This is a genomic window from Stenotrophomonas sp. SrG, assembly GCF_050031795.1.
Lineage (GTDB): Bacteria > Pseudomonadota > Gammaproteobacteria > Xanthomonadales > Xanthomonadaceae > Stenotrophomonas > Stenotrophomonas rhizophila_A.
In genome coordinates, this window is the sequence record NZ_JBNBBE010000004.1 from 74,658 (window position 1) to 99,471 (window position 24,814).

Consider the following 24,814-nt stretch of genomic DNA (forward strand, 5'->3'; position numbering starts at 1 on the left):
ATGAGCAGGACGAAATATCGCCTGCTTCTATCAGCTTGTGGACAAGAACTCCCCGCTCACGCGGGTTCGCTATGAGGTGTAGACGCTTCGGATAGTTGCGACATGATCTGTTGCGCGAGGCGATATGCCATCAAAGGTGGAACCGCGTTGCCTATCTGCTTAAACGCAGCATTCATTGCTCCATGGAAGATGAATCCATCTGGGAATGACTGAAGTCGTGCCGCTTCTCTGACAGATATGGTGCGACCCTGGGAGTAATGAATATGGCTATAACTATCTTTGCCCAAATGAGCCATCAGCGTACGTGCGGGCAAGTCGCGCCACATCTTTCTCCATTTGTTTGGAAACTTTCCTGGATCGTACGGTGGAACGATTTTGGCCTGCAGTAGCTTAAAGGCATTTGAATTAGGCTTCAGCGCAGCGCCCATGGCTTGCTGCCGCAACACCTCCTCCCTAAACATCTTCTGGGCCAACGCGTGAGCTTGCGGATACTGGTCACCCTCCCGCATTCTAGAGAAGATTTTATAGTCGCGTGGCAGATATCGAATGGAGTGTGCACTGCTGGTGTCCCGCTCTTCGAACCCGGGCCAGCTGCGCATGTCGCGCTGGTAATCAGACTGCGAAACCGCACGATATCGCACGCGCCTATTGAGGTCGGCCCGGCTCCTGCCGAGGATGCCATCTTCAAGTTGTTTCTGAGGGTTAATGGGAGGTAGGTCAGAGAGGGCTTGGGCCGCGCTCACAGCCGCTTGCAACGAGGAGCTTGCGGTTGGTGGGGGTAGGTAGAACTCGGAAGGTCTATCCATAGCCCTTAAGGCCTTGAGAGCCACGTTTCTAGAGCCGGTGTAGCCAGGCGGCAGCTCGACCCAGTGCGAAGGCTCTGGGAAAACAGGCACCAAGTTCAGTTCCTTATGGTACGCAACTAGGAACATTCGCTCGCGCATCTGGGGCACGCCATACAGAGCAGCGTTTAGCAATGTGTAGCGAGGGACGTACCCAAGCTGCTTGAGGCTGGCGCAGATCTCCTCAGCCACGTTGTGACCACCATGATTAAGAATGTCGGGCACATTCTCCATCAGTAGAGCAACTGGCGCGGACTCCTGTACATAAGCAAGGTATCGATGAAAGAGTTGGGCTCTCGGGTCATGCACGAAGGCCTGGGGGTGAGAGTCAATCTCTCTAAGCTTAGATCGGCCCACTCGGGCAAATGCTTGGCAGGGCGGCCCGCCAGTAACGATATCGATGGTGTCGCGCAAGTTGCCGATACCCAAAAGTTCAGTCAACCTCGTCGGAGAGGTGACTGTGATATCGATCGGCTGAGAGTGCGCCGGACTGGATCCGTGAAAGTTGATGCCGTGTGAGCGCGCCGCGTGGGGATCGAGCTCAACAGCGCCGCCAATCGAGAAGCCTGCGCGCTGGAATCCTAAAGAAATCCCACCACATCCCGAAAATAGATCAAGGGCCCGGGGGGGCTGCCCTGCAAAGATCCGCGCAAGTTTTTGCTTGATGATGCTATCCATTGGCCGTAGGTACTTGATCCGCCGAGTATTTTGAGCCGGAACTCGTCAAAAATCCAGCTTTGTACGGTCTCGTGCGTAGCTGGATCCATCCATGGTGAAAGCCTCGCGCTGCCCCGGGCCAAGCGGATATGATCAAGCAGGGATGCCGCGCTCACTCTACGGCAATACTGCCGGACAGGTGGCCGCAGCCCTTCATCTTCCTTAGAGGCGAACATGGATAGTGGGACCAAGCACAAGCTGAGGGCGCGAAGCCATCTGCTTCATCTTTTGGGTGAAGAGCTAATTGGGGACGACAGACTCGCCGTGTTTGAGCTGGTAAAGAATAGCTACGACGCGGATGCTACGTTTGTCGACATCACTGTGGATTTAGAAAGCTCCGTACCAACTATCGCGGTGCAGGATAATGGGTCCGGCATGACTGAGGACGACATAACTGGGAAGTGGCTTGAGCTTGCTACTAGCTCGAAGCGAAGCGCAGACGGTCACAGGTCGCCGATCTACTCCCGTCGACGATTGGGAGAGAAGGGCGTCGGAAGAATCGCGGCGTTGAAGCTAGGGAGCGGGTTGCGCTTAGTTACGAAGGCGCATGGGTCTGATGAGTGTGAGGTAAAGATCGATTGGGACTCGTTGATCGACCAAGATGACTACCTTGAAGGGTTGGAGGTAACTGTAGTTAGAAACTCGCGCGCGCCACGAATATTCAAGGACGGCACGGGCACTAGGATCGAAATATTCGATCTGCGTAGAAAGGACTGGTCAAGGCGAGACTTGAGGGGGTTGTATCGGCTAGTTACATCGCTTTCCAGCCCTTTTGAGGCTCCAGATGCCTTCCAGGTATCGTTCGATGCGCCAGGGCGGAACAGCGAGCTCAAAGATTTAATTGCCCCTAATGACTTCCTCGAAACGTCGGTTTGGAAGTATAGGTTCACAATTGACGCAGGTAAGTTCAGTTGGGAGTATGAGTTCAATCCTCCAACCTGGAAGGATGTTAAAGCGAAGAAGTACGGCGAGAAGAACGATAGCTTGCCCCTGACCGCAGAAGACTCAGGCGCGAAACCGAAACGAAAGACGAAATCGGGTGATGACCCAATTTTCGTCTCCAAGGAGGATCTGGAGGGAATCGGACCCGTATCTGGTGTGATATTTGCCTATCACCGCAGATCAGAGGTGCTCAACTCGACCGGTAGCTCGTCCCAACTGCGTGCATGGCTTGATGACCAAACGGGCGTTCGCGTGTATCGCGACGGCGTGCGCGTCTTCAACTATGGCGAGAAGGGAGACGATTGGCTTGGTCTAAACGCTCGAAGAATCAATACGCCGTCAGGGAAGTTGGGCGCGAGCTCGGTAGTCGCCGCTATCCACTTAGATCGAAACGCCAGTGACAGTTTAAAGGAAAAGACCAACAGAGAGGGGTTTGATCAAAGTCCAACCTACTTCCGTCTCAGGCGAGTGGTCCTGAGCGCGTTCGAGCATCTTGAGCGCGTCCATTCCGATGATAGAAAACTGCTGGATGATGTCATTAGGGGCGGCGCCGCAAAGAACACGCTTAGATTTGCAGACGCAATAAAGAATATTAGAAGTTCTGCGAAGCGCCATAAACTGGGTAAGGAATTGCTGGATGACATAGACGTCATCGAGAAGGAGTTCGGTGAGCTGAGGGATGTGATGACGAATGCGGGGATGGCTGGGCTTAATTTGGCGGTCATCTTTCATGAGGTTGAACGCGAGGTCGAAGCCATCGCTTCTGCGTTGGATCGGGGGGCCAATGAGATTGCGCTTCGGTCTCAGGTTGAAAATCTGCATCAGTTGCTACAGGGATTCGCGCCACTTCTTAGGAAGAGTACCCGGAAGGGTACGTTTGCGTCGGGCATTGTGCGGGCAGCTCTCATTACGCGACAGCCACGATTCGAACATCACAAGGTGGTTTTATCTACTCCGGTGACCAATAAAGAAGGGCCGGACTTCAAACTGAAAGTCGTGCCGAATCTAGTCTCCGGAGCATTGGCCAATCTGCTGGATAACGCGCTCTATTGGGCAAGATACAGAAGAGAGAAGGAGGCTCGCAAGGAACCCGCAGCAGTTTTGGTTCTAACTCATTGGGATGAATCACAAAGTCGCGGTCTTATTGCCGTTGTAGACAATGGCCCTGGCTTCAGTTTCGATCCCGCGAAAGCGGGTGAGGCATTTCACACGACAAGGCCGGGGGGAATGGGGCTTGGGCTTTACTTCTCAAGACACGTTCTCGAGCAGTGCGGCGGGGAACTTACCGTAGAGCGTGCCAGCGACTTGCGAGATGAGATGGATGTTCCGCAGGCTTACGACGGGGCTGCGGTGGTAATGCGGTTTAAGGGAGATTGACCATGTATGGAACAGTTAAAGCGATAGCGATTGATGACGAACCCTCACATCTGCTTGCGATTACTACCGCGTTGGGAGCGCTGGGACTTCCGGCTATCGGGCATTGGTATGACCGCGAGAATTCGGAACTGCAGCCATCGCCCCCGGCCGGTGGTTACGGCCACCTCCGGTTGGTGTTCACCGATCTCAATCTCGCGGAGCTCGGTGGAGTGGCCAATACTGAGTCGCTTTGGGGCACCATTGTGTCTGTGCTCAAGCAGGTGATATCGCCTGATTCCGGGCCGTATCTGCTGGTCTTTTGGACGCGCATGGAAGCAACCGCTGCGTCTGTGAAGACCTTGCTTTATGATCGGCCAGAGCGTCTTAACGGGGCGCCGCTGCCTTTGGACGTGATGGAGATTCCGAAGGGCCCTTTTCTAGTGAGGCCGGTTGATGGCGGGGACTTCGAAGATCAGCTCAAAAGCTACTACTCGGAACTCCACTCTAAAATGGCTGAGCTGAAGCAGCTCATCGCTCAGACAATCGTCGGCGATAAGCGGGTGCACATGCTTGCGGCATGGGAGGCAAGAGCAGCCGAGGCTGCTTCTCGAGCAGTGAATGAAGTGTCCCGGTGCGCTCGAATTGATGTCGATAACGATCCAGTGAGGGCAAGTGAATCTATAGCTGTCACGCTTTCGCGTATCGCTGTCGCTGCTGCTGGCGCGAACGGGGCGAAGAAGCATCCTGCTCGGGCATTGGACGCGGGTTTGCTAGATATAGTGGCTGACCAGTTCAGCGCGTCAGTTGTGGACGGTGCATATCAAGCTGCGGTAGCGGACGCGATTGGCGAACAAATTGAAGGTGATGCTGCCTTCTCAAAGCCGCTGCAGATGAGCGCCGAGCTGAATACATTTTTTCATGTTGATCGTGTGCTGGAGCACCTTGGCTCCCTTGACAGGGGAGCTGTTCTCTTCGTTAAGTCGATGGATAGGAATGTACTCGGCGGCTTCAGGCCGATGAAGTACCTCACCTCGGAGTTCTTTTTCCCAGCTGACATGGTGAGTGCAGATAATCTGGATCAGCACCGTGCCGATATCACGGAGATCAGGGACTCAAAGTCTGCTGTTTTGGTCGAGTTGGGCGCGGATTGTGATCATGCGCAGGACAATCAAAGGACGAGCCGATTTTTGCTCGGCTTCTGCGTTCCTGAGCGGTTTATGTACATAATACGTTCGAATGATCGCTTGAGGAGCGGTGCATTGGAACTGTTGGGCCCATGGGTTATTGATGGCGAATCCAAGTACCTTTTGGTGTCTTGCCGGCGTTTCTGGACTTGGCAGGACTCTGTACTTGGCGGGTCAGAAATCGCTTTCCGTCTTCGAGCTTCCGTAGTTGAGAAGCTGCTTCATCGCTATTCTAGCTGGGCTAGCAGGCCGGGCATCATCGAGTTTCGGTAGCGTACTGCTCTCATTCACAAGATACGCGCGTCGCCTGCCTCTGCCAGGGGGATCCGTCCCCTGTGCCGTTCTGCGATACTTTGAGAGGCTGTAGTCATGAGAGCCCCCTAGGTTGCGTGACTTCGTTCTCAGATCCTCTAAGTAGCCAAAGGCGTCATTTGGTAGGTCCTACCTATTGAAGTCCTAGAATCATGAGTAACAAACGATTGGCTATCTCATGCGCACCAGTGCATGTTGTGTCACGGAGCGTAGAAACTCTTCTGGCGAGACAATTTTGGACGTGTCTTTGTCAGGAGGGTGGCTACTACAACACTCCTGTGGAAATGCGCTCAGTGTGCCTCGCCAGTCGGTTTCTAACCTCCCGACCCCCCTCGCCATCCCGGCGAGGGGCGATCCTTACAGGAGGTCCAACATGCAAACGCACTGGGACGACACGTCCTTCGATGAACTGCCCTCACGCCGGCGCGCTCGCCAGGCGCATCTGGCCGGCACCGCTAAGCCTGCAGCGTGCTCACCGCCCCCGGAGTTCCAGGAGGAGCTGAAGGTGCCCTACCTGAAGATCCGCGGCCGCTGGCTGCGGCAGATGGGCTTCAATGTGGGCCGCAAGCTGCAGATCGAGGCCTGCGCAGGGGTGATCACCATCAAGCTGCTCGGCCCGCCAGCGGTGGAAGACCCACGGGTGCCCCGTTTCGTGGAGCGCACGATCTACCACGGTGAGATCAATTCGGAGTCGGGGCAGTTCGTCCCCGAGGACGTCATCCAATGAAGAAGCAGGTGTACATGAGGGTGAAGGTAGACCCCGATCTACGCCGCGCCTTTCAGCTGTCGGCGTGGCGTAGCGAGCGTTCGCCTACGAACGTGCTGCGGTCGTTGATCCAGGACTGCGTGAACCTGGATCGGAGCGCCCAAGGCGTTGATCTCTACGTTTGGGGGGATTCGTTCCCGGTGGGGAGCGAGGTACCGAAGGGGCAGGGCAGCCCCCGCTGAGGGCGTGCCGGGCCGGCCTGCGCCACCGGCCCTGATGGGTAATTCCGCGAAGCCATGTGCACGTGGCTTCCGGAGGGATGTTTGCCTCACCCCATTCGCATGCTGCGGGCTTCCAGCTCCTGCTGGTTCTGCTGCGTGCGCTGTTCGGTCTGCGTGGCCAAGGCTTGCCGTTCCTGGCCTGCTTCACCCAGCCGCTGCAGCGATTGCTCCACCGGCGTCTGTACGGCTATTTCAGTGGCCATGGCGGCGCGCTGCTGTGCCGGGTCATGCAGGTTGCCCTGCACCACGAACACGTTGCGGCCGGCCGCACCCTCTGCGGTGGCTTGGCTCAGTACCACGTGGTCAGCCCGGTCCAGCTTGTTCTCCACGGCCAGCGCGGTGAGGCTGGCGGTCAGCCGTTCGCTGGTTTCATCGAAGCTGCGCCCGTGTTTGGCGTCCAGCGCGGCCACGTGTTCGCGTATCTGCAGGTAGAGCGGGTAATGGGCATCGCCGGGGCGCAGTGCCGCCAGCCGAGTGTTCGGGTCCTGGCCGGGCAGGTCGTTGAGCACCACCTTCGGGGTTTCGATGCGCTGCCGGTACGGGTCGTCTGGGTGGAAGTGGGTTGCTTTCTCCTCGCGCTCCAGGCGGACCTCGCGGGTGTCGTTCAGGCCTTCCAGTACGCGTGGATTGCGCTCCTGCATGGGGAAGCCGCTTTCGGTGTGGTGCGACCAGGTGCCGGCCTTCGGGTCATACACGTGGTAGGAGCTGCGTATGCCGATGACGTTGGGGTTGCTGGTGGGCAGCGACTGGTCGGCCATGCTCAGCTCATACACGCCCAGCTTGGTCACGTAGGCGGTGGCCTGGCCCCACGGCATGGCGTCGTAGGCATGGCCGGCGGTGTTCCATGCCCGCGCGGTGCCCCGGTAATCGTTGTTGAGCATTTCCTTCCAGACGTTCTCGGCAGCGTCTTCGCTCAGGTTCTTGCGGGTGGCTTCCAGCAGGATGCGCGGGGTCCAGCAGTTCGGGTCCAGGTTGTGGCGCTCGAAGGCCAGATCGTGCGCCTTCTGCACATCGCGGCCGGGAAGGTTGAGCGCCAGGGTGGGGTTGCCGGCTTCCAGCCAGGCCTCGCGGCGCTCCAGATCGCGGTGCAGCAGGGTCTGGCCGAACGCCTCCCACTGGCGCTCTGTCAGGGTGCGGTTCTGCAGCTTTGGGTTGCGGTCGTGCTGATCGGCCGCTTCGAGCTGGGCATAGGCATTGGCCACCTGGCCGGGCAGGTTGTCGTTGCGCACCACGCCCAGCGCCAGCAGGCCGTAGCCATCATTGCCCTGCTTCTGGGCAAGGTAGTTCCAATACCGCTCGCGGTTGCCGTCGTCGGCATACGCCCGCAGGATGTCGAGATCCTTTTGATTCAATCCGCTCACGCGTTGTTCCTCCTGAACATCCTGGGTCACTCAACCTTGTATGCGCTCAGCACGCCGCGCGCGGCGGCTTCGATGGCCTTCCAGTCCTTCAGGAACACCCGGGGATAGGAGAGGGTCACCGAAAGGTCGTTGTCGGCATCCACGAAGTTATGGGTGCAGCCGGAGACCGGGACACTTTCGTCGATCTCAACCTGGTCGCCCTTCAGCGTGAGTGAGTCCCGCCCATCCTGGAGCTTGTCGCACTTGATGAAGGTTGCCAGCTCGCCGCCCGGGGTGCGGGCGATGTACCAGTCGCTTTCCACGTTGGCGTTGCGCTTGGCCGGCATGCCGGTCTGCTTTTCGTACGCCTGGGCGAATTCGACCATCCGCGCTTCATCAATGGCATAGGGCGTCAGCCCGAACTGTTCGGCGCCGGGGGTGCGCATGTCCAGCCGGCGGCGCGGATCCATGCGGTAGGCCGAGCCTTCCTCGCTGGTGGCGTCGGTGCTGGTCATGCGGCCCAGCAGATCCGTGATCGGCACGCCGTCGATGTAGTCCACCGACATGGACATCGCGCGGTGATGGTCGGCCATGGAGCGGGTGCCGCGCGTGCCAGGAGCGGCTGCCTTGAGCTCGGGCCACATCAGGGTCAGGCCAACGCCGCCGCCAATGGCCGGGCCGATCTGGTCGTCGTAGAGGTTGGCCGGGAACGCGTAGCGGTGGGGGCCGAGCTGTGCCACTACCGGCGCGGTGGTGTAGGTGTAGCCATCCACCGTGCGGCTCTGGCTGGCGTCTTCAGACATGGCAGGTTCCTTGTTTCCCTTTTCCGTGGGTGGGGCCTTGGCACAGGCGCTGGCGCTCAGGGCGACGGCGAGTGCAACTGACAGGCACCGGCCGGATGACATCACGCTCATGGGCCATTCCATTGCATTGGTTGGGGTCAACTATAGGGAATGTGGTGTCAACGGGATAGGAATGGGTGCTTGCTGCTGCCCTTCCATGGTATTCAACGGCTGTAGCCGCGATGGCAAAGGGAGTTGGCGCTGTGGTTGGAAGAACCAGAGGTTGGCTGGCGGTTGGCTTGGTCGCCGCAGTGGTGTGCATTGCGCTGTGGTGGAATGCGCCAGCGACGCAGGGTGACGCGCCGGGCGGGAAAGCCCAGGTGGCGCCGTCGGCCGTTGCGGCCACGGTGCGCGCCAATGCAACGGAAAGCCGCACCAGCCGAGGCGGGCCTGCTGAAATAGACCGGGTAAAGACCTTCGAGGACCTGAAACAGAGGGCCAAGGCGGGCGATGCCGTGGCCCAGCGCCTGTTGGCCGACACCTATGAAGGCTGCTACTTCGTCAATATTGACCGCGAGCACTTCATGGACAGCCTCGATTTCTATAGGCAGATGATCAGGGCGCCTGCCCAGCTCTCCGTGCTGGAGCAGGTGGCGGCCGAACGTTTCGCCCAATGCGGGGCAGTGGACGGTGGCGCCATCGTGCCGATGCAGCTGGTCACGGGCTGGTACGCGCAGGCTGCCGAAAACGGCGACCTGGCCTCCCGGTTGATGGAAAACGCGTTCAAGCAGAAGAGGCTGGATACCGCTGAAGCTGCCGAGCAGCTTGAAGAAGTATTGGGCTCCAATGATCCGGCGGCCGTGTTTGCCATGGGCAGCACGTTGCACAGCAACTACCCCGCCAGCGCAGGCGGCCCAGCGGCGGGCTTGATGACCGGCGAGCACGCCGGCGAGGCATGGATGGTGGCTGGCTGCCGCATGGGGTACGACTGCGGGCCCTCGGGCAAACTGATGGGAACGCTGTGCCTGATGCAGAACGCTTGTACGGGTGAGGACTTCGAGGCCTACCTCAAGCGGGCGATGATGAATGAAGCGGAGCGAAGGGACTTGGAGCGTAGGGTGACGGAGATATTGCGGTTGATTGAGGGGTAGCCCTCCCGCCGCTGTCTACACCATTCCCGCAGGAGCAAGCGAGCCAACGAAACGCCGAGCAAGTGGTAGGAATTCTCCGATGGCCGATCAGACCGCTGGCATGGCACTCTTTACCCGATGGACCCACCTGAACGCCGTTGTTTGGGTCCAACCCGGGTCGATGAACGGAAACACTTAACATGAACCTCTCGCCGCCACCCGTGCCAGGCAAACTCCGTGAGCTTCTGAGCGCATATCCCGAACATATCGAGCGGCTGCAGTTGGCCATGGATAAGGCAGCCTCCGAATCCGGTGCCAGTGCACCTCGGATTGAGTACGTTGTTTGGGCGTTGGAAGACTGTCTTGAAGGTTTCGTGGCGTCGGCTCGTGTCGAACTTGATGCTGCTAAGGCCAAAGGCAGTGCCGATGGCATTTGCCACGCCGAAGCAAAGGAAATGCTGATGCTTCGTGCGGCATTGAAGCAGCAATGGATCGGCGATAAGGGCTTGCTTGATTATCTGGAGCGGGAGGAAGACCCCGTGCCGAATCGCAGGCAGAGGCAATTAAAGGAAAAGTGATGCGCATCCTGGCAGAGCTGTTCGTCCCCGCCCGCGCGGTGTAAGGCAGGGCTTGAGCGAAGGGAGCTGGAGCGTAGGGCGACGGAGATACTGAGGTCGATTAAGGGGTAGCCCCGCGCAGCTGCTCACACCAATCCCGCAGGCGCCCGCGGACCAAAGTCGCTCCAGGCAAACGGTAGGACTTCTCCGATGGCCACCCAGCCCGTTGGCGTGGCACTCTTCACCAATTCAATGGGGGCTGCCTGGAAGGAGCTGCTTGGGCCCACTCCAGATCGAACAGGCTGCCGTGTAGGGATCTACATTCAGAGATGACTCATGCCTCTCCACTTCGAAGCTAAATCGAATTCCTCATTTGATCCCTTCAGCGGTGTCACCATACCGGAGCCTCGCATCCTTCCTGGAAAGCTCCCGGACGGCAGCGCAGTCACGGAGTATCAGTACGCGTTCTATCGGGGCGATGCACGTATCGGCGGCTTGGGCTTCAATGGCCCCGATATGTCCGTTGAAGTCGACGGGATGGCGGAGAGGGTGTTTATCTTCGATCTTGGCCACGATTGGCTGATCAAGTCCATGCTGGAGTTCAAGGAAATCATCGAGAATCAGGATGATGCCTTCACGTTTCTGCGTGGACTCGCGCAAGGGTTGGTGTTGGCGTACGCGGGCCAAACTGACAATGAAGAGAATCTGCGATACATAGCTACTACAACCCCGGTTGCACTGGTTGGAGCGGGTGTACCTGCTTCGGTGGAAACGGCGATGAAGCCGCAGGGCCCCATCGTCCTCGCCGAAGTACGCATTGCCAAACACGCTGGATGAGGGGGTTTTCGGGACGGAGGACGTTATAGAGGCGTCTGGGCAGCGCGAATGGGCATTTACCATCAATTTGAGCTCCGAGTCGACCTTGCGCTCAATGCTTCGCTCCAAAGAGAGCATCGGGAGCACGGATGACGACATCAACTTCATAACAGCGCTCGCAAGAGGTCTTGTGAATGTGTTTGCAGGGCAGGATGACAATACCGATAACCTGTCTTACGTCCCATTTAACTCGGTTGAAGCGCTCTCGGCCTTGGGCCTTCCCGTGCCTGCAAGCGTGCGCGTCATGGCACAAGGGACTGTCGTTCTTGCCGAAGTCCATGTCCCCGCGCACCGGGGCTGAGGGCGGAACGGTGAGCAGTTTCGCGTTTCCACCTGGAGGACGTCAGGCGGGGCGCGCATCTGCCCAATATGGGATTCGGAGTTCCCCGATAGCCCCAAGCAGGGAAGCTGTGACGATCGTGTCTGTCGTACTCTGTGCGGAGATGGTGCGCAGAGCTAAGCGGCAGATGGATATAGTAGATGCGTCGAAAGCGTCGGTGAGCTCCTGCAGAGCTCCCTTCCTCCAACTGCGCCGGCCCCGCTGCTTTGGAGCGGAGGAAGGGCAGGCGACGCCAGAACCGAAACAGACTAAGGAAGAGCGATGTCGATCCACTTCAAGCCCATCGAAAACACCTCATTTGATGAGGGCAGTGGCGTCACCATCTCGCATCCTCGAATTCTCCTAGATGCGCCGCTGAATGGTGTTGCCAGCCTCGAGTACCAATACACGTTCCGCCGAGGCGGGCAGCGGGTGGGTGCCATGGGGTTTTTCGGAACCGAAGTCGCTGCCGAGTTGGAGGGGCAGCGCGGCTTGATCTACACACTCGATCTTCGCCCTGCTGAAGTACTCATGGATATGTTGAAGTTCAAGAGGTTCCTGGACGACACAAGCGACGACTTTGATTTTGTCCGATTCCTGGCACAGGGCTTGGTGATTGTTTTCGCGGGCAAAACTACCAATCCCGAGAGCAGGCGCTATCTGGTCGTCGCTAGCGCCGAAGACCTGGCGCGCGTTGGTGCGCCTGCACCTGCCGGCTACCTGGAGCTGCCTGATGGCAGCATCATCCTCGCTGAGTTGTTTGCTCCTGCGCGTGTTGCCTGACGTGAGGCACCATGCCCAGTTCTGTGTTTGACGATTTTGCTCGGACTACCCTCTCTGCCACCACCAATATTGGTGACCAGAGTCCCGTCTCGAATGCTCAGGTTGAGTCGGCAGACATGCCCAGTAGCGGCTCTTGGTGACCATAGACCCCTGACCACGGTACTAGTGCCAAGGCCAATGCCGATGGCATTCACCACGCCGAAGCGGGGCAAACGCTCATGCGTCGTACGGCATTGAAGCAGCAATGGATTGGCAGGGGTCTCCTTGATCTCCTGGAGCGGGATGAGGGCCAAGATAAAGCCACTGGCGATGCTTAAAGATGTCGCTTGTGCGGGCGTGAAGGTATAAGGGTTTTCCTATGGTTTCATCGCCAGTCGTTATGGCATCCTGAGGTCCGGGACCGGCAGCGTCCGCCAGCTCGTTGGGCACGCGGCTACCCTCCGCGCGCGCTTCCAACAGCGTGATGTCAGCGCTTTGGGGTCCGCAGCCTGATTGGAATGACCGTCACGAGACACAATGGATACTGCAAATGACCGCTTCGCTGCCTCCAATTCCTCAGAGACTTTGCGAGATGCTGAAGGAATACCCGGGTCACCTGGCCAGAATCCATGACGCATTGGCTTCCGTGGCGAAAGAGCCTCAGGTGGCGCCACGCTTCGAGCTGGCCATCTGGGTACTGGAAGATTTGGTGGGCGCTTTCTTCGAGGAGGCAAGGCAGCAGCTTGCTGTGGCAAAGAAGGAGGGTGACTCCGAGCTCGCCTCTAAACTTGAAGCGGAGGAGGCGCTCATGGCGAAGCTTGTCCTTCAGAAGCCTTGGTTTGGTGACAAGGACTTCTCAATCTTTTTTGGGAAGTAGCGTGGGTGTCGAATGAGCGCTGCAAGTGACCAGCTGAGCAGCGACGAGCACGCGCGGATACTGAGGGACAAGATACTTCCCGCAAGTGATCTCGAGTCGTTGCAGTCTCATGTTCGGCCAACGGCGATCATCTTGGCCGGCCAACCCGGTGCCGGTAAAGGCGGGTTGAGCGAAGTGGCGAAGGGTGAGCTGTTTCACGATGCCGCCGTGATCGATCCGGATGCGCTTCGCAGATTCCATCCAGACGTCGTTGAATTCCGTAGACAAAACCCTGTTATCTGGTCGGGCCGCACGCATATTGATGCGAGTGCTTGGGCCGATGAGATTCTTGATGTTGCTTCTGCAGCCAGAAAGAACCTAATTCTGGACAAGACCCTTGGGAATGGCGAGCGAGCGGTAGAGCTGATCCGGGGTCTGCAGCAGAAGGGCTACTCCGTTGAGGTTCGCGTAGTTGCGGCGCACAAACTTGAAAGCGAGCTCGGGGTGGACGGCCGTTTCACCCAAAGCGTCGATAGGCTTGGTCATGGGCGCCATGTACCCGAGGGCGCCCGAGAGGAAATCTACAACAACATCCCACGCAGCCTTCGTACCGTGCAGGAAGCGACGGACGTTCCCATCATCATCTACAGTCGGGAGGGGCAACGGCTGTTCGATAGTCAAACGGACAATCGCCCGGCGGGCACCGCACTTGAAGAGGAACGCAGCAAGCGGCTCCGAGATCCAGCTGTAACGCAGTACCTGAGGGCCTCTTGGGGCAAGCAGGTGGAGTGGCACGAAGGATTGCCTGTACGCGCCGACGCCATCCCCGGGATGGATCCCGACACTCATGCCAGATTGCTCCAGGAGCAGGCGTCGCAAGGGCTGGTCGATGGCGCGAGGCTTCAAGCTCACGTTGGTGCGACGGTTGACGAGGTGTTTCGTCCTGGCGCTGCGCCGGCGTTGGTCATTCGGGAGCCCCGTGCCCCCAACGTTCTTCGAACTGGCGTTGGCGTGGGGGCAACCGTCGTTGGGTTGGCCGCAAGCGCCTACGACGCCCATGAAACCGGGGAACGCGTCGGCGCCCTGCTGCAACAGCAGAATCTGCCAGCGGCGCAATCCGAGCTTACCCACTTTGCTGCACGCGGGATCGGCGGCTGGGCTGGTGGGACGTTGGCGGCTGGCATTGTGGGGACCAGCGGTGCAGGACCGGTGGCGCTGGTCGCTGCAGATGCCTACCTTTTCTCCAAGGCATTCGAGAAGGCGGCCACCCTGCGGGACAGCCATGCCATCTATCAACAGAAGGACAAGGCAGGCACGGAGTGGGAGTACAACGGCTACAGTTGGGTGCGGGAAGTTGCGCTTGACCGTACGCAGGATGGAATAGATAACCCCATCAAGCAGGACGTGAGTGCCAACTACGAGAAGGCACGCGAGCTTAATGCGCTGGCAAGCGCCAGGGCCGTGGAACTTGAGCTGGGAAGAGTGCCGGCGCCGCAGGACCCATTCAACATTCCTGCTCGAGCCGATGATCAATACGGACTCGACAACCCGAATTGGCGGCGTGATGCACAGTCCGAGCAGTGGGTGCGACAGGTCAAGACCGGTGTAACCAGCGTTAATGACCGTGGAACCTACGCCCAACAGATTGCCAGCCCGGAGCGCGCTGAAGCGCTGGACCGTGAAGCCATGGCGCGCGTCGAGGGCAACATCGCCAATGGGAAGGAAGCTGTTGCTGCTGCATACCTTGAAGGCCATGCCGCGCTTCGATCTGGAGATTTTGTAGAGATTCCGCCAGCGGTGGAGTACGCAAGGGCAAAGGCCGACTCCGTGTTCGCGTCAGACGGTCACCTGTACCGCTTGAACGAAGACGGGCAGTGGATGCACGGGGGTAGTGTGGCCCAAGGCAACCTTGCGCTCGAGTTGAACCTCACGAGACAGATCCGTCAGCCGTCGCTTGAGCAGTTCAACGCGCGACTTGCTGAGACAAGTGCGCGTCCAGCGCCCTCGAACGCGGAGGTTGACCGAAGCGAATTGCTCCACCGGTATCAGAATTACAACGTGCGAGTACCCGAAGAGTGGGTTCCGGCGATCGAGCTTGCGACACAGCGTACTCGCGAGGCCATTGGTCTCACGGGCCGCACGCTCCAGGAACTCCAGCGCGATGGGAATTCGCCGTACAGTGCTGAAAGCGCTGTCGCCCACTACCAAGCCGGTCCGGACGGTGTGGCGCACCGTGTTGCCGTAACCAGCGCGGAGGATATTCGCCAAGCGCACCGTGATCTCCAGGAGAGGCAGGAAAAGCCTACGCTCCAGGACACGCCAGAGCTGCGAATCGACGCGCTATCGGCGGACGAGCGTGACGCATATCAGCAGGCGCTGCGGGAGGCCAACCGGCAAGGGGCCTCCACCGATGTGGCCGCACAGCTGGCTGCATTGGCGGCGATGCGGGCGGATGGCAGGGACGTCGCTGAAGCGCGCGTACCGGAGCTGCTTGAGAACGAGCCAAGCACTACCAATGAGCCACCTCCCTCGCAGCCATCCCCTCATCTGGCTGCAGCAGCGATAGCGGCTTCTGTCGAGCGCTCCGCGGTCGAGGAGCAGTCCACGGCCCAGCGAGAGCCCCAGACAGCTCAGGGGGCTGAGCAGGGCGCACGTGAGCACGTCGAAGAGCAGCGTACCCAGGAGGCGCTCGCTCGTACTGCCGAGGAAGAGGAGGCTCGGCGCGAAGCGTCCGTGGCGGAGGCACAAGCTCACACGGCGCCCACTTCACCCGACATCGCCTCGACACCGATACGGCCACTGCCTGAGGCCGAACCTGTCGAACGGCCACCGGTGGAAGTCCCTGACCTCGCTGCGACCGTCGCTGCATCAGAAGCGAAGGTCGAGCACCCGGTAACCCCCGAAGCGGTGCCGGAGACTGTCATCCGCGTGGACGCCAGCCAGCTGGAGGTCGCGGTGCAGGCTGAGACGTCCGAGCGACCGGGCATGGATGATGCGGCGTCAACGCAGCACCCACTGAGGGATGAAGTTTCGGTCGACGAGCCTGTTACAGAGGCACCGCCGAGAGACGTGGTTGAGCGGGTGGTGGTGGCCGAGGAACCGGATGCCGTTCCGTTGAAAGAACCCGCGAACGACGTCATCGCGAATCAGGCTGTGCTGGAGCAACAGCCGGAGCCAGAACCAGAGCCTGCCATGGAGCGGGTGGCGCAGCCCGCTGATGAGCAGGAACCTTGGACACCCCTGAACCCCGAGCACCCCGACCACGCCCTCTACCAGCAGATCCGCGAGGGCGTAGAGAAGCTGGATGAGGCCCACGGCCGCAGCTACGACCAGACCAGCGAGCGCCTCACCGGCAGCCTGATGGTGTTGGCCAAGAGCAACGGCCTGGACAGCGTGGACCACGTAGTGCTCAGCCAACCCACGGAAAGCCAACCCGGCGGCCAGAACGTCTTCGTGGTCCAGGGCGAGCTGGACAACCCCGGTCACCAACGCGCCGGCATGCCAACGGCGCAGGCAGTGAAGACCCCGTTCGAGGAGTCTCTTGAGCAGTTTGACGTTGCGGCGTTCGAGCAGGAACAGCGCGCCGCGCAATTGGCAACGCAGCAGCAGGAAGAAGATCAGCGCGTGCAGCAGGAGATGCAGGTTGCGGCGGCAAGCATGGGGTACTGACTGCGCTCAGCTGTTCAGCGCCAGCCCCATCGGCGGCCACAGCGGGTTCATCCGGTCCAGATCGTAGTCATTGCCGAACGCCAGCGCCGCCTCACGCGGCTCCAGGTCGTAGTAGCTCACCAGCAGCTGCTCATCCATCCCGGCGTCGCTGTGGTTGATGGCATACAGCCCGAGCATGGCCTGGTCGAACTCTTCCAGCCAATCAAGGTCGATCTTGTTCATGTTGATCCTCCGAAGCAGATCGCAGGATCGCGCAGGGGCGTCTCATGGCGTGGGACGGAAGAATCCAGCCGCTGGCCACGCCTGTTAAGATGTCCGGGCCAGCCAGCCTTCCCACGTCATTCGACCGTGTGGTTGGCCGCTCCTCCCAGCGGCCACGCGAGCCAGGATCCTTCCTCTGCCTCTCACAAGGACGCTCGCATGCACCCTCGTTCCCTGTTCCGTTCGGCCGCCCTGGCGCTGGCCGTCAGCCTGACGCTTGGCGCCCCGTCTGCCTTTGCCGCCGAAAAGGCCGCCACCACCGCCGCCGCTTCCTCCGTGCAGCGCGCCGCCGTGGCCCAAGGCCTGTACGAGCTGGCCTTCAGCCCCACCCAGAACGCGCTGTTCGTGGCCTCCTCCGGCGGCTTCGGCGATGCCGCCGGCCCGGCCCAGGTGCTGCGCCTGAATCCGGATTCGCTGGCCGTTGAGGCGAAGATCCCGCTGGAGCGCAAAGCCTTCGGCGTGGTGCTCGACGACGCCCACAACCGCCTGTACGTGGGCAACACCGTAGATACCTCGGTGACCGTGGTGGATACCGCGTCGAACAAGGCTGTAGGCATCGTGCAGCTTATGGAGAAGAAGGTCGGCAAGGACGGCAAGGCCGGCTACACCCACGACCTGCGCGAGCTGGTGGTGGATTCCCCGAACAACCGCCTGTACGTCACCGGCCACTCCGGCGAGGGCAGCGTGCTGTTCGTGGTGGATACCCAGTCGCTGAAGCTCATCAACACCATTCCGGGCCTGGGCAACGCCAAGGCGCCGGGCTTGACCTTGGATGCGGCCAACAAGCGCGTGCTCACCTCCAACCTGCTGGGCGAAGTGGTCACCGTGGGCACCGACACCGGCAAGGTGGAGCAGCGCTTCAAGGTCAGCGCCGAGCAGCCGATGAACCTGGCGCTGGACCCGAGCGGCAAGCGCCTGTTCGTGACCGACCAGGGCCTGGAGATGATTCGCAAGTACCAGGGCAGCAGCATTCCGGGCTTCGTGTCCAAGCACCCGGGCCAGCGCGTGCTGGTGCTGGACCCGACCACCGGCAAGGAACTGGCCAGCATCGCCACCGACGCCGGCCCGCTGGGCCTGCTGCTGGATGGACCGCGCAAGCGCCTGTACGTGACCAACCGCGAAGCGGGAACGGTGACCGCGTATGACAGCGAGAGCTACAAGCAGGTGGGCACTTATGACGTGCCGACCCACCCGAACAGCCTGGCGCTGGATGCGAAGAAGAACGTCCTGTACGTGACCATCAAGAATGGGGACAAGGACGAGAAGGGAAGTGAGGAGTCGGTTGCGCGGATAGCGCTGTAAGGGCTGATTTCAAGGGCGATTCCCGGTATCCCGGCTGGGATACCGGGCAGGCGTTTTATGGGAGGCCGCCATCCGATGCATGGCCCCTTGCAGAGGGTTAGGGTTGCGCCCATAAACTGCGGGAACCCAATGTGAGGCGGTTCCGATGCTCGAACAGCTACTGCTCCGGTCTGATTTATTGATGCAGAACATCCAGGAGGTTCTTCATCATCCTCTCTACGACCACAGCGCTCGCATAGGACTGTCCGCTGAGTACGTGATACTCAGTTTGGAGCATGCGGCGGCGGTAAGATGTCTTTTGGAGGCGGGCATAATGTCCAGTGCGCCGGTTCTACTTAGGTGCCAATTCGAATCGCTGCTGCGTGCAATGTGGGTGTTCTACTGCTCGTCGGGCGAGACCTTGGAGAAGCTCGAGACCTCATTGCTCACAGGGCCTGATCAAGCTAATGCTTCCATGCCAACTGCGTCAGGAATGCTGAATGAGCTGGATGCAGTGCCACTAGTTGCAGCCGCAGTAGCGACCCTCCGCGAGTTCCAGACGTACTCGTGGAAGCCTCTGAACTCCTATGTCCATTCAGGGGATCACCCCCTCTGGAGACAGGTCACTGGCTATCCGCCAGAGCTCTCCTGCCAGCTTCTACAACAAAGCAACGGGCTGGCGTTCATGGCTGCAATGCAACTCGCCATTCTGACCGGCGTGAACGGACTCCAGAAGGAACTTCTGAAACTCAATGATCGCTTCAGAGAATGCCTGCCTATGCAACCAGAGGCCAACCCGAGCGCCACGCCGACGAGCGTTCCGTAACACTGATATGAACCGTAACATTGCCTGAAGTTACGGTTCATTCTCACGTTACGGAGGCTAAAGACTCATTGCCTTCTCAGCGGCTGGCACAGAAACGATGTGCTCAGGCGTTCACATCCACCACCAACCGCCCACGCACCTTGCCTTCAAGGAACGCCGGGAATACCTCCAGCACCTTTTCCAGCCCGATCACTTCAACGGTGCTGGCCAGCTTGCCCAGGTCCAGGTCGGTCGCGAGCCGCTTCCACGCCTCGGCACGCACGGCGTGCGGCGCCTGCACCGAATCGATACCGGCGAGGGTCACGTTGCGCAGGATGAAGGGCAGCACCGACGTAGGCAGGTCGGTACCCTGCGCCAGTCCGGCGGCCGCCACCACGCCGCGGTATTTCGTCTGCGCCAGTGCGTTGGCCAGCGTGTGGCTGCCGGCGACATCCACCACGCCGGCCCAGCGCTCGGCATCCAGCGGGCGGGTGCGCGGCTCGGCCAGCGTGGCGCGGTCGATGATCTCGTCGGCGCCCAGGTCCTTGAGGTACTGCGCATGTTCGGGTCGGCCGGTGGACGCCACCGTGCGGTAGCCCAGCTTGGAGAGGATGGCCAAGGCGATGGAGCCTACGCCGCCGTTGGCACCCGTCACCAGGATGTCGCCGTGCTCGGGCTTCACCCCGCCGTGTTCCAGCGCCAGCACGCACAGCATGGCGGTGTAGCCGGCCGTGCCGATCGCCATGGCGTCTTTGCTGCTGATGCTGTCCGGCAGCTTCACCAGCCACTCCCCGGGAACGCGCGCGCGCTGCGCCAGCCCACCGTGGTGGGTCTGGCTGAGGCCGTAACCGTTGAGCACGACGCGGTCGCCCTGGCGGAAGCCGGCATTGCCCGATTCCAGCACGGTGCCGGCCAGGTCGATGCCGGGAATGAGCGGGAACGTACGGATCACCGGCGAGGCGTTGGTCATCGCCAGCGAGTCTTTGTAGTTCAGGGTGGAGTAGTCCACCTGCACCAGCACATCGCCTTCGTGCAGGTCGGCTTCGTCAAAGGCCACCAGCTGGGTGGAGACCTGGCCGTCTTCTTTCGTGGCCAGCAGGGCATTGAATTTCATGGGCATCGATCACCTCGGGGGACATGACCTGCATGCTATGGTCGCACCGTGGTTGCCACAAGAACTATGCTTTCCCGTAGGTACTATGGTTTTCAGGAGTATCCCGTAATGGCGCGGCGCGTATATGGCAAAACCGGCTGCAGCGTGGAAGCCACGCTGTCGGTCATCGGCGGCACCTGGAAGCCGGTGATCCTGTTCTACCTGGTGTCACGCACCCGGCGATTCATGGAGCTGACCCGGCTCATCCCCAATGCCACCCAATCGATGTTGACCAGCCAGCTCCGCGAGCTGGAGGCCGATGGCGTGGTGGTGCGGCATGTGTATCCGGAGGTACCGCCGAAGGTGGAGTACCGGCTTTCGGAGCTGGGCCGGACGCTGGTGCCGGTGTTGTTGGCGATGCGGGATTGGGGGGATTCGTACAAGGCCCAGAACTCGGGGCAGGCGGGCGAGGGTGAGCAATGAGAAGGCGTAGGTGCGTATCAAATCTGCTGAGAGCACTCGCCATGCTTGCCCTGGCGGGCCTCGCGGCATGTGGGCAAGGTGCGCAGGGCAGCCACCAGATTCAGCCCGTCTCCAACGAGGATGCACTCATGCGTAATGAAGCTCCCCTTGTCCGGCCAGTCTCTTTGGATAGGGCCGGAGAGGTGGTGAGCCTCGAGTTTGAGTTGCCGCCGCCGATTGAGAACGCCTCGTCTGCGCTCGTCGTGGGCCTCCGCGTGGTCGCGCCAGATGCTCCGACCGGAATCAGGCAATCCGATGGAATCATCCGTGCTCAGCTGTCCGCCCGTGTTCGGCTGCTTCGAGTGGAGGAAACCTCCATTACTCAAGTGGCGCTGTTCCGTAACAGTCCGGATCTGCAGGACCGCATTGTGGTTGGCGATGATGGTTTGGTGCCGGGAGTTACAGCGTCGGACGTCGAGCGCACTCAGCTGGAGAGCGCTGGGTTGGTTGATCCCTCAAAGTTCTACGATGTTCTTTTGCTCGCAGGCGCAAAAGACGCCAAGCCTGGCCACTACCGGCTGACTGTTGAGTTGCAGCAGGACCATCCAGAGCTGGGTTCGGAGCCGGTCCAGCTGCTCATTGCATACATGGGCAAGGGGAAGTAACGAATGGCCAAGGATGCGCCGTACACCGTAACGGTCTATGTAGCAGCACCAGGAACACCGCTGAAGAACGGTGGCACGTCGGCAGCGGGCCACATGTATCTAGGTACTATGCTTTTCAGGAGTATCCCGTCATGGCGCGGCGCGTATATGGCAAACCGGCTGCAGCGTGGAAGCCACGCTGTCGGTCATCGGCGGCACGTGGAAGCCGGTGATCCTGTTCTACCTGGTGTCACGCACCCGGCGATTCATGGAGCTGACCCGGCTCATCCCCAATGCCACCCAATCGATGTTGACCAGCCAGCTCCGCGAGCTGGAGGCCGATGGCGTGGTGGTGCGGCATGTGTACCCGGAGGTGCCGCCGAAGGTGGAGTACCGGCTTTCGGAGCTGGGGCAGACGCTGGTGCCGGTTTTGCTGGCGATGCGGGATTGGGGGACGGCGTACAAGAGGATGAACAGGGAGTAGGAGTTCTCCTATTCCTTGCACCCGCCACTTCCCCCAGACTACGCAAGCCATCGGATTGATAGGCGAGGAGAAGCACGGAATGAGGCTTTCATCGTTGCTGACCAAGGTTGCAGTCAGAGTTGTGATTGGAGCGTCGCTGGTGCTCATCATGGGCGCGACGCCTGCACCCCGATTTCCGAAGGAGCTTCAGGGCACGTGGGACTTGGGTCCGTCCTCCTGCAAGCTTCCGGTCAATGCTGATTCGGATACGCCCATCCGCATCGAGGCTGGCCGGTTGGCCGGCTATGAGAACATCGATTCCCCCAAGCGGATCACCCGTGTTTCGAAGAAGCCCAGCGTGTGGGTGATTTCGTCGGAGTCGAACATCGCGCCAGGCATGGTGCAGGACGAGGTGTTCGTGCTGGTGGATGACTATCTGACGATCACTACTGGCGAGACGGCCAGAAGCTACCGCCGTTGCCGCTGAGGCGCAGACAAGGAAGGCCGCATGTCACAGGACGAACAGACCCAGCAGGCACTGCCACACTACCGCGTTACCCAGTTGCACAGCCCACAGAGGGGCAATCAACCTGTTGCGGATCTCGAGGGGCTGGTGACGCACCACCCAGGGTCCAATGCTCGTGCGCGGGTTGATGACGGGGTGCCGGTGGGTGTTGAGAATCCGCGGACCCGCTCTTACGGTGTCGTTGGCGGCGAGATCCAGGAGCTGGAAACCCGCCGCACCGATGGCGGCCCTGCCAGCGCGTTGCGTGAACACCAGGTCTTGCTCACTAAGGACTTCATGCTGGAGGACAGCAGAATTCCGGTCGGCGCGCGCGGCGTTCGCGAGGTGGATGTTCCCTCGCCGTTCGCTGGCTATGTACAGCGTGTATCGCCAGTACTGGGCACTGTGGACATTTACGACCGGGAGGGCGGCGAGCTGATGGCGCGGGTCCTGCACATGGATCCTGTGCATGTGTCGGCAGGAGACACGATCGAGTACGGACAAGCCTTGGGGACGCAGAGCAACCAAGGGTTGCCTACTGCAGGCAAGCATGTCCACATGGAGGTGGACACGCGCTATTACCAGCAGTACGAGAACTACGTAGAAGACCTGGCAAGTGGGCGCTTGGCCATGGATCCTGAGCGCCGCAACGCAGGGATTGAGGCAAGGCCCGTGGTCGATGACGGGATCATCCGCATCGGCGAATCCGCGGATGTGGTCCGTGCGATCCAGCAACGCCTGAATGCGGAAGGGTATACCGGTGCCGATAACCAGCCGCTGGCCGAGGATGGCATCTACCGGCTCTCAATGCAGCGTGCAGTCATCAATTATCAGAACGCGAATGGTCTGCCTGCCACTGGCGATCTTGACCCGACAACTGTCCGCACCATTGCACCGCCGCTGCTGCCGCCCGTGGTGAATCCGGAGAGCCCGGGTGAGCTGCCGCCTTATGTTCAGCCCTTCGGGCAGTCCGGCGAGTCAACGCCCCGAAGCGCGGAAGATCCGTTACTTGCCCAGGCACGCGACGCAATGCGGCGGCTGGAGTCCGGCCTTGGCCGCGAATACGACGGCAACAGCGAATGCATGGCAGCGAGCGCTGCTTGCCTGGCAAAAGAAAGCGGGTTCAGTCGCATCGACCACGTGATGCTCAGCCAAGCGACAGCTAGTACCCGGCAAGGGGAGAATGTGTTCGTAGTCCAGGGTGAACCCGGTGATCCGGCACATCGACGTGCGCACATGGGTACGGCGGAGGCTTTGGCCGTGCCTGCTGAGGAGTCCATTCGCAGGCTGCAGGAAGATGGGCCCGGCGCGGTAGTCCGCAACCAGCATCAGGAGCAGGTAGAGCAACTTGCCCAGCAGGAACAGCAACGTCCCAGGGTCATGGGCTGAGCGCAGTTGGATACCCAGATGCTCAAAAGCCGTAGAGCGCTCCTCGCATGCGCGATGGTGTTGTGCATGACGGGCCTTGGTGGATGTGACCAGGAGTCGAAGAGCCGGCAGCCAACTCCAAAAGTCACGAAAGAGGAGGCTGCGATGCGGTTTGAGGTTCCACTTATCCGCCCCCTCGATCTGGACAGGGCAGGGCAGATTGTGGATCTGCAGTTTGAGCTCCCACCTCCGGGTCCTAATGCGGCGCCGACGCTGATGATTGGGTTCCGCACCGAAAGCCCTGATGCGGAGGCAGGCGTCGCGGTGACGAGCCAACTGCTTCAAGCAGACTTTCCGGCAAAGGTGCGCCTTCTCCGGGTGACCGAAGGCTCCATAGCCACTGTCCCTCTCAGCCGGCCTACTGGTGAGCCGGGTGAATGGATTGCGCTCCCGCCTGATGGGGCGGTGCCGGGTGTCACTGTGACCAGTGTCGATATGCCCCTGCTTGAGGAGGCGGGCTTGCTGGACTCGACGGACTTCCAGACTTACTTCAAGTTTGCGGCTGCGAACCAGATCGAGCCGGGTCACTACCGGCTGACGGTTGAGCTGATGGATGACCACCCGGAGTTTCAGGGCCAGAAGGCCGAGTTGTTGGTTGCCTACCTCAAGCGCGGGAAGTAGCTCATGATGCCGAACGAGCACGCACAGTCCCAGCAGCGCGATGTCACCGCCCGGCAGATGGGCTGAGGCCGGTCGTGCTGCCGCTTTCCCTCAACGCAGGACGATCTTGAAGGATCTCGCCGTCACTTCCCAATGGTCCACCCATGAAGACGGCTCGGCAAGATAACCTTCAAACACGTGTGCGATTCCGGAGCTCTCACCCGGGTCTCGATTTGCCGGGAAGGCATCGATCACAGTGCGCGGGTCCTTGAACCCCTCCGGATTCATTGAATCGCCAATGTATTCAATGATGACCCGGCGGGAGCTGGACACACCATCGAATACGAGGGTTCCCTCATGGGGACCCGGCCCGCTCTGCGCAAGAGGGTGCTCGGGAAAGACATAGAGGCCACTGGCAGAAATCGACAGCGTGTCGCCGGCAATGGTGGGTGCCAGAAGATTGCACTCGGTGAAATGAATTTCATCAAAGAAGCCTTCTACCGAACGCATTGTCCGTCTCCCGAAGCGGCCTGCGCATGGTAGAGCACACGCAGGCTGATGTCTCGACGGGTCCAGGCGGTCAAGGCTGTGGAAGTGTGCAGACCACGTCAGCGGCGTCGCTGAAACGTTCACGGCATCCG

24 protein-coding genes are annotated in these 24,814 nt (G+C 60.3%); 18 read left to right on the plus strand and 6 right to left on the minus strand.

The genetic code is table 11. The features are described 5' to 3' along the window. Nucleotides 1-56: 56 nt before the first annotated feature. Nucleotides 57-1,520 carry a DNA cytosine methyltransferase gene (locus ACQG3P_RS05180; RefSeq protein ID WP_426804394.1) on the minus strand — a complete coding sequence of 488 codons (1,464 nt, stop codon included), beginning with the start codon at nucleotides 1,518-1,520 and terminating at the stop codon, nucleotides 57-59. 213 nt (nucleotides 1,521-1,733) lie between these two features. On the opposite strand from ACQG3P_RS05180, the gene ACQG3P_RS05185 reads away from it, so the two are divergent. The 3 genes from ACQG3P_RS05185 (at nucleotide 1,734) to ACQG3P_RS05195 (ending at nucleotide 6,080) form a co-directional block, all read left to right on the plus strand. Then, nucleotides 1,734-3,878, plus strand: coding sequence for an ATP-binding protein (locus ACQG3P_RS05185; protein WP_426804395.1), 2,145 nt, complete (start codon nucleotides 1,734-1,736; stop codon nucleotides 3,876-3,878). Between the two features lie 2 nt (nucleotides 3,879-3,880). Further along, on the plus strand, nucleotides 3,881-5,314 hold the full coding sequence (locus ACQG3P_RS05190) for a hypothetical protein (protein ID WP_426804396.1): 1,434 nt from the start codon (nucleotides 3,881-3,883) through the stop codon (nucleotides 5,312-5,314). 412 nt (nucleotides 5,315-5,726) lie between these two features. Beyond that, nucleotides 5,727-6,080, plus strand: coding sequence for a SymE family type I addiction module toxin (locus ACQG3P_RS05195; RefSeq protein ID WP_210132125.1), 354 nt, complete (start codon nucleotides 5,727-5,729; stop codon nucleotides 6,078-6,080). A 307-nt stretch (nucleotides 6,081-6,387) separates the two neighbouring features. Here the strand turns inward: ACQG3P_RS05195 and ACQG3P_RS05200 are convergent, their stop codons facing one another. After that, on the minus strand, nucleotides 6,388-7,701 hold the full coding sequence (locus tag ACQG3P_RS05200; protein ID WP_426804397.1) for an XVIPCD domain-containing protein: 1,314 nt from the start codon (nucleotides 7,699-7,701) through the stop codon (nucleotides 6,388-6,390). A 26-nt stretch (nucleotides 7,702-7,727) separates the two neighbouring features. Beyond that, a complete protein-coding gene (locus tag ACQG3P_RS05205) occupies nucleotides 7,728-8,483 on the minus strand; it encodes a hypothetical protein (protein ID WP_426804398.1) in 756 nt (251 codons plus the stop codon). Nucleotides 8,484-8,761: 278 nt separating this feature from the next. On the opposite strand from ACQG3P_RS05205, the gene ACQG3P_RS05210 reads away from it, so the two are divergent. The 7 genes from ACQG3P_RS05210 (at nucleotide 8,762) to ACQG3P_RS05240 (ending at nucleotide 16,631) form a co-directional block, all read left to right on the plus strand. Beyond that, a complete protein-coding gene (locus ACQG3P_RS05210; RefSeq protein ID WP_426804399.1) occupies nucleotides 8,762-9,613 on the plus strand; it encodes a hypothetical protein in 852 nt (283 codons plus the stop codon). A 179-nt stretch (nucleotides 9,614-9,792) separates the two neighbouring features. Continuing rightward, a complete protein-coding gene (locus ACQG3P_RS05215; RefSeq protein ID WP_426804400.1) occupies nucleotides 9,793-10,170 on the plus strand; it encodes a hypothetical protein in 378 nt (125 codons plus the stop codon). Nucleotides 10,171-10,485: 315 nt separating this feature from the next. Continuing rightward, nucleotides 10,486-10,986, plus strand: coding sequence for a hypothetical protein (locus ACQG3P_RS05220; RefSeq protein ID WP_068848874.1), 501 nt, complete (start codon nucleotides 10,486-10,488; stop codon nucleotides 10,984-10,986). Further along, on the plus strand, nucleotides 10,967-11,326 hold the full coding sequence (locus tag ACQG3P_RS05225) for a hypothetical protein (protein ID WP_426804401.1): 360 nt from the start codon (nucleotides 10,967-10,969) through the stop codon (nucleotides 11,324-11,326). The genes ACQG3P_RS05220 and ACQG3P_RS05225 overlap by 20 nt, the downstream gene beginning before the upstream one ends. A gap of 300 nt (nucleotides 11,327-11,626) precedes the next feature. Next, nucleotides 11,627-12,127 (plus strand): hypothetical protein, encoded by a 501-nt coding sequence (locus ACQG3P_RS05230; protein WP_426804402.1) that lies wholly within the window; start codon nucleotides 11,627-11,629, stop codon nucleotides 12,125-12,127. A gap of 529 nt (nucleotides 12,128-12,656) precedes the next feature. Continuing rightward, nucleotides 12,657-12,983: a hypothetical protein gene (locus ACQG3P_RS05235; protein WP_307107540.1), complete on the plus strand. Its 327-nt coding sequence runs from the start codon at nucleotides 12,657-12,659 to the stop codon at nucleotides 12,981-12,983. 12 nt (nucleotides 12,984-12,995) lie between these two features. Then, nucleotides 12,996-16,631, plus strand: coding sequence for a zeta toxin family protein (locus tag ACQG3P_RS05240; RefSeq protein ID WP_426804403.1), 3,636 nt, complete (start codon nucleotides 12,996-12,998; stop codon nucleotides 16,629-16,631). Nucleotides 16,632-16,637: 6 nt separating this feature from the next. Here ACQG3P_RS05240 and ACQG3P_RS05245 read toward each other — a convergent pair whose 3' ends face one another. Beyond that, a complete protein-coding gene (locus ACQG3P_RS05245) occupies nucleotides 16,638-16,853 on the minus strand; it encodes a hypothetical protein (protein WP_083214053.1) in 216 nt (71 codons plus the stop codon). A gap of 198 nt (nucleotides 16,854-17,051) precedes the next feature. Here ACQG3P_RS05245 and ACQG3P_RS05250 point away from each other — a divergent pair, with 198 nt between their 5' ends. Continuing rightward, entirely contained in the window at nucleotides 17,052-18,194 is a 1,143-nt protein-coding gene (locus ACQG3P_RS05250; protein ID WP_426804404.1) for a YncE family protein, read from the plus strand. A 145-nt stretch (nucleotides 18,195-18,339) separates the two neighbouring features. Further along, entirely contained in the window at nucleotides 18,340-18,999 is a 660-nt protein-coding gene (locus tag ACQG3P_RS05255) for a DUF6988 family protein (protein WP_426804405.1), read from the plus strand. Nucleotides 19,000-19,102: 103 nt separating this feature from the next. Here ACQG3P_RS05255 and ACQG3P_RS05260 read toward each other — a convergent pair whose 3' ends face one another. After that, a complete protein-coding gene (locus tag ACQG3P_RS05260; RefSeq protein ID WP_426804406.1) occupies nucleotides 19,103-20,092 on the minus strand; it encodes an MDR family oxidoreductase in 990 nt (329 codons plus the stop codon). A gap of 108 nt (nucleotides 20,093-20,200) precedes the next feature. Between ACQG3P_RS05260 and ACQG3P_RS05265 the strand changes: the two genes are divergently transcribed. The 6 genes from ACQG3P_RS05265 to ACQG3P_RS05290 all read left to right on the plus strand — a co-directional run bounded on the left by ACQG3P_RS05265 (nucleotide 20,201) and on the right by ACQG3P_RS05290 (nucleotide 24,194). Beyond that, the gene (locus ACQG3P_RS05265) at nucleotides 20,201-20,554 is read left to right on the plus strand and encodes a winged helix-turn-helix transcriptional regulator (protein ID WP_184124462.1); all 354 of its coding nucleotides are present in this window, start codon (nucleotides 20,201-20,203) and stop codon (nucleotides 20,552-20,554) included. A 41-nt stretch (nucleotides 20,555-20,595) separates the two neighbouring features. Next, nucleotides 20,596-21,198, plus strand: coding sequence for a hypothetical protein (locus ACQG3P_RS05270; RefSeq protein WP_426804407.1), 603 nt, complete (start codon nucleotides 20,596-20,598; stop codon nucleotides 21,196-21,198). Nucleotides 21,199-21,364: 166 nt separating this feature from the next. Then, nucleotides 21,365-21,661 carry a winged helix-turn-helix transcriptional regulator gene (locus tag ACQG3P_RS05275; protein WP_426804408.1) on the plus strand — a complete coding sequence of 99 codons (297 nt, stop codon included), beginning with the start codon at nucleotides 21,365-21,367 and terminating at the stop codon, nucleotides 21,659-21,661. A 79-nt stretch (nucleotides 21,662-21,740) separates the two neighbouring features. Then, nucleotides 21,741-22,127 carry a hypothetical protein gene (locus tag ACQG3P_RS05280; protein ID WP_426804409.1) on the plus strand — a complete coding sequence of 129 codons (387 nt, stop codon included), beginning with the start codon at nucleotides 21,741-21,743 and terminating at the stop codon, nucleotides 22,125-22,127. A 21-nt stretch (nucleotides 22,128-22,148) separates the two neighbouring features. Continuing rightward, nucleotides 22,149-23,534 (plus strand): XVIPCD domain-containing protein, encoded by a 1,386-nt coding sequence (locus ACQG3P_RS05285; protein ID WP_426804410.1) that lies wholly within the window; start codon nucleotides 22,149-22,151, stop codon nucleotides 23,532-23,534. Between the two features lie 144 nt (nucleotides 23,535-23,678). Next, nucleotides 23,679-24,194 (plus strand): hypothetical protein, encoded by a 516-nt coding sequence (locus ACQG3P_RS05290; protein WP_419403540.1) that lies wholly within the window; start codon nucleotides 23,679-23,681, stop codon nucleotides 24,192-24,194. 90 nt (nucleotides 24,195-24,284) lie between these two features. Here ACQG3P_RS05290 and ACQG3P_RS05295 read toward each other — a convergent pair whose 3' ends face one another. Continuing rightward, complete coding sequence (locus ACQG3P_RS05295; protein ID WP_426804411.1) at nucleotides 24,285-24,683, minus strand: hypothetical protein; 399 nt, start codon at nucleotides 24,681-24,683, stop codon at nucleotides 24,285-24,287. Nucleotides 24,684-24,814: the final 131 nt, after the last annotated feature.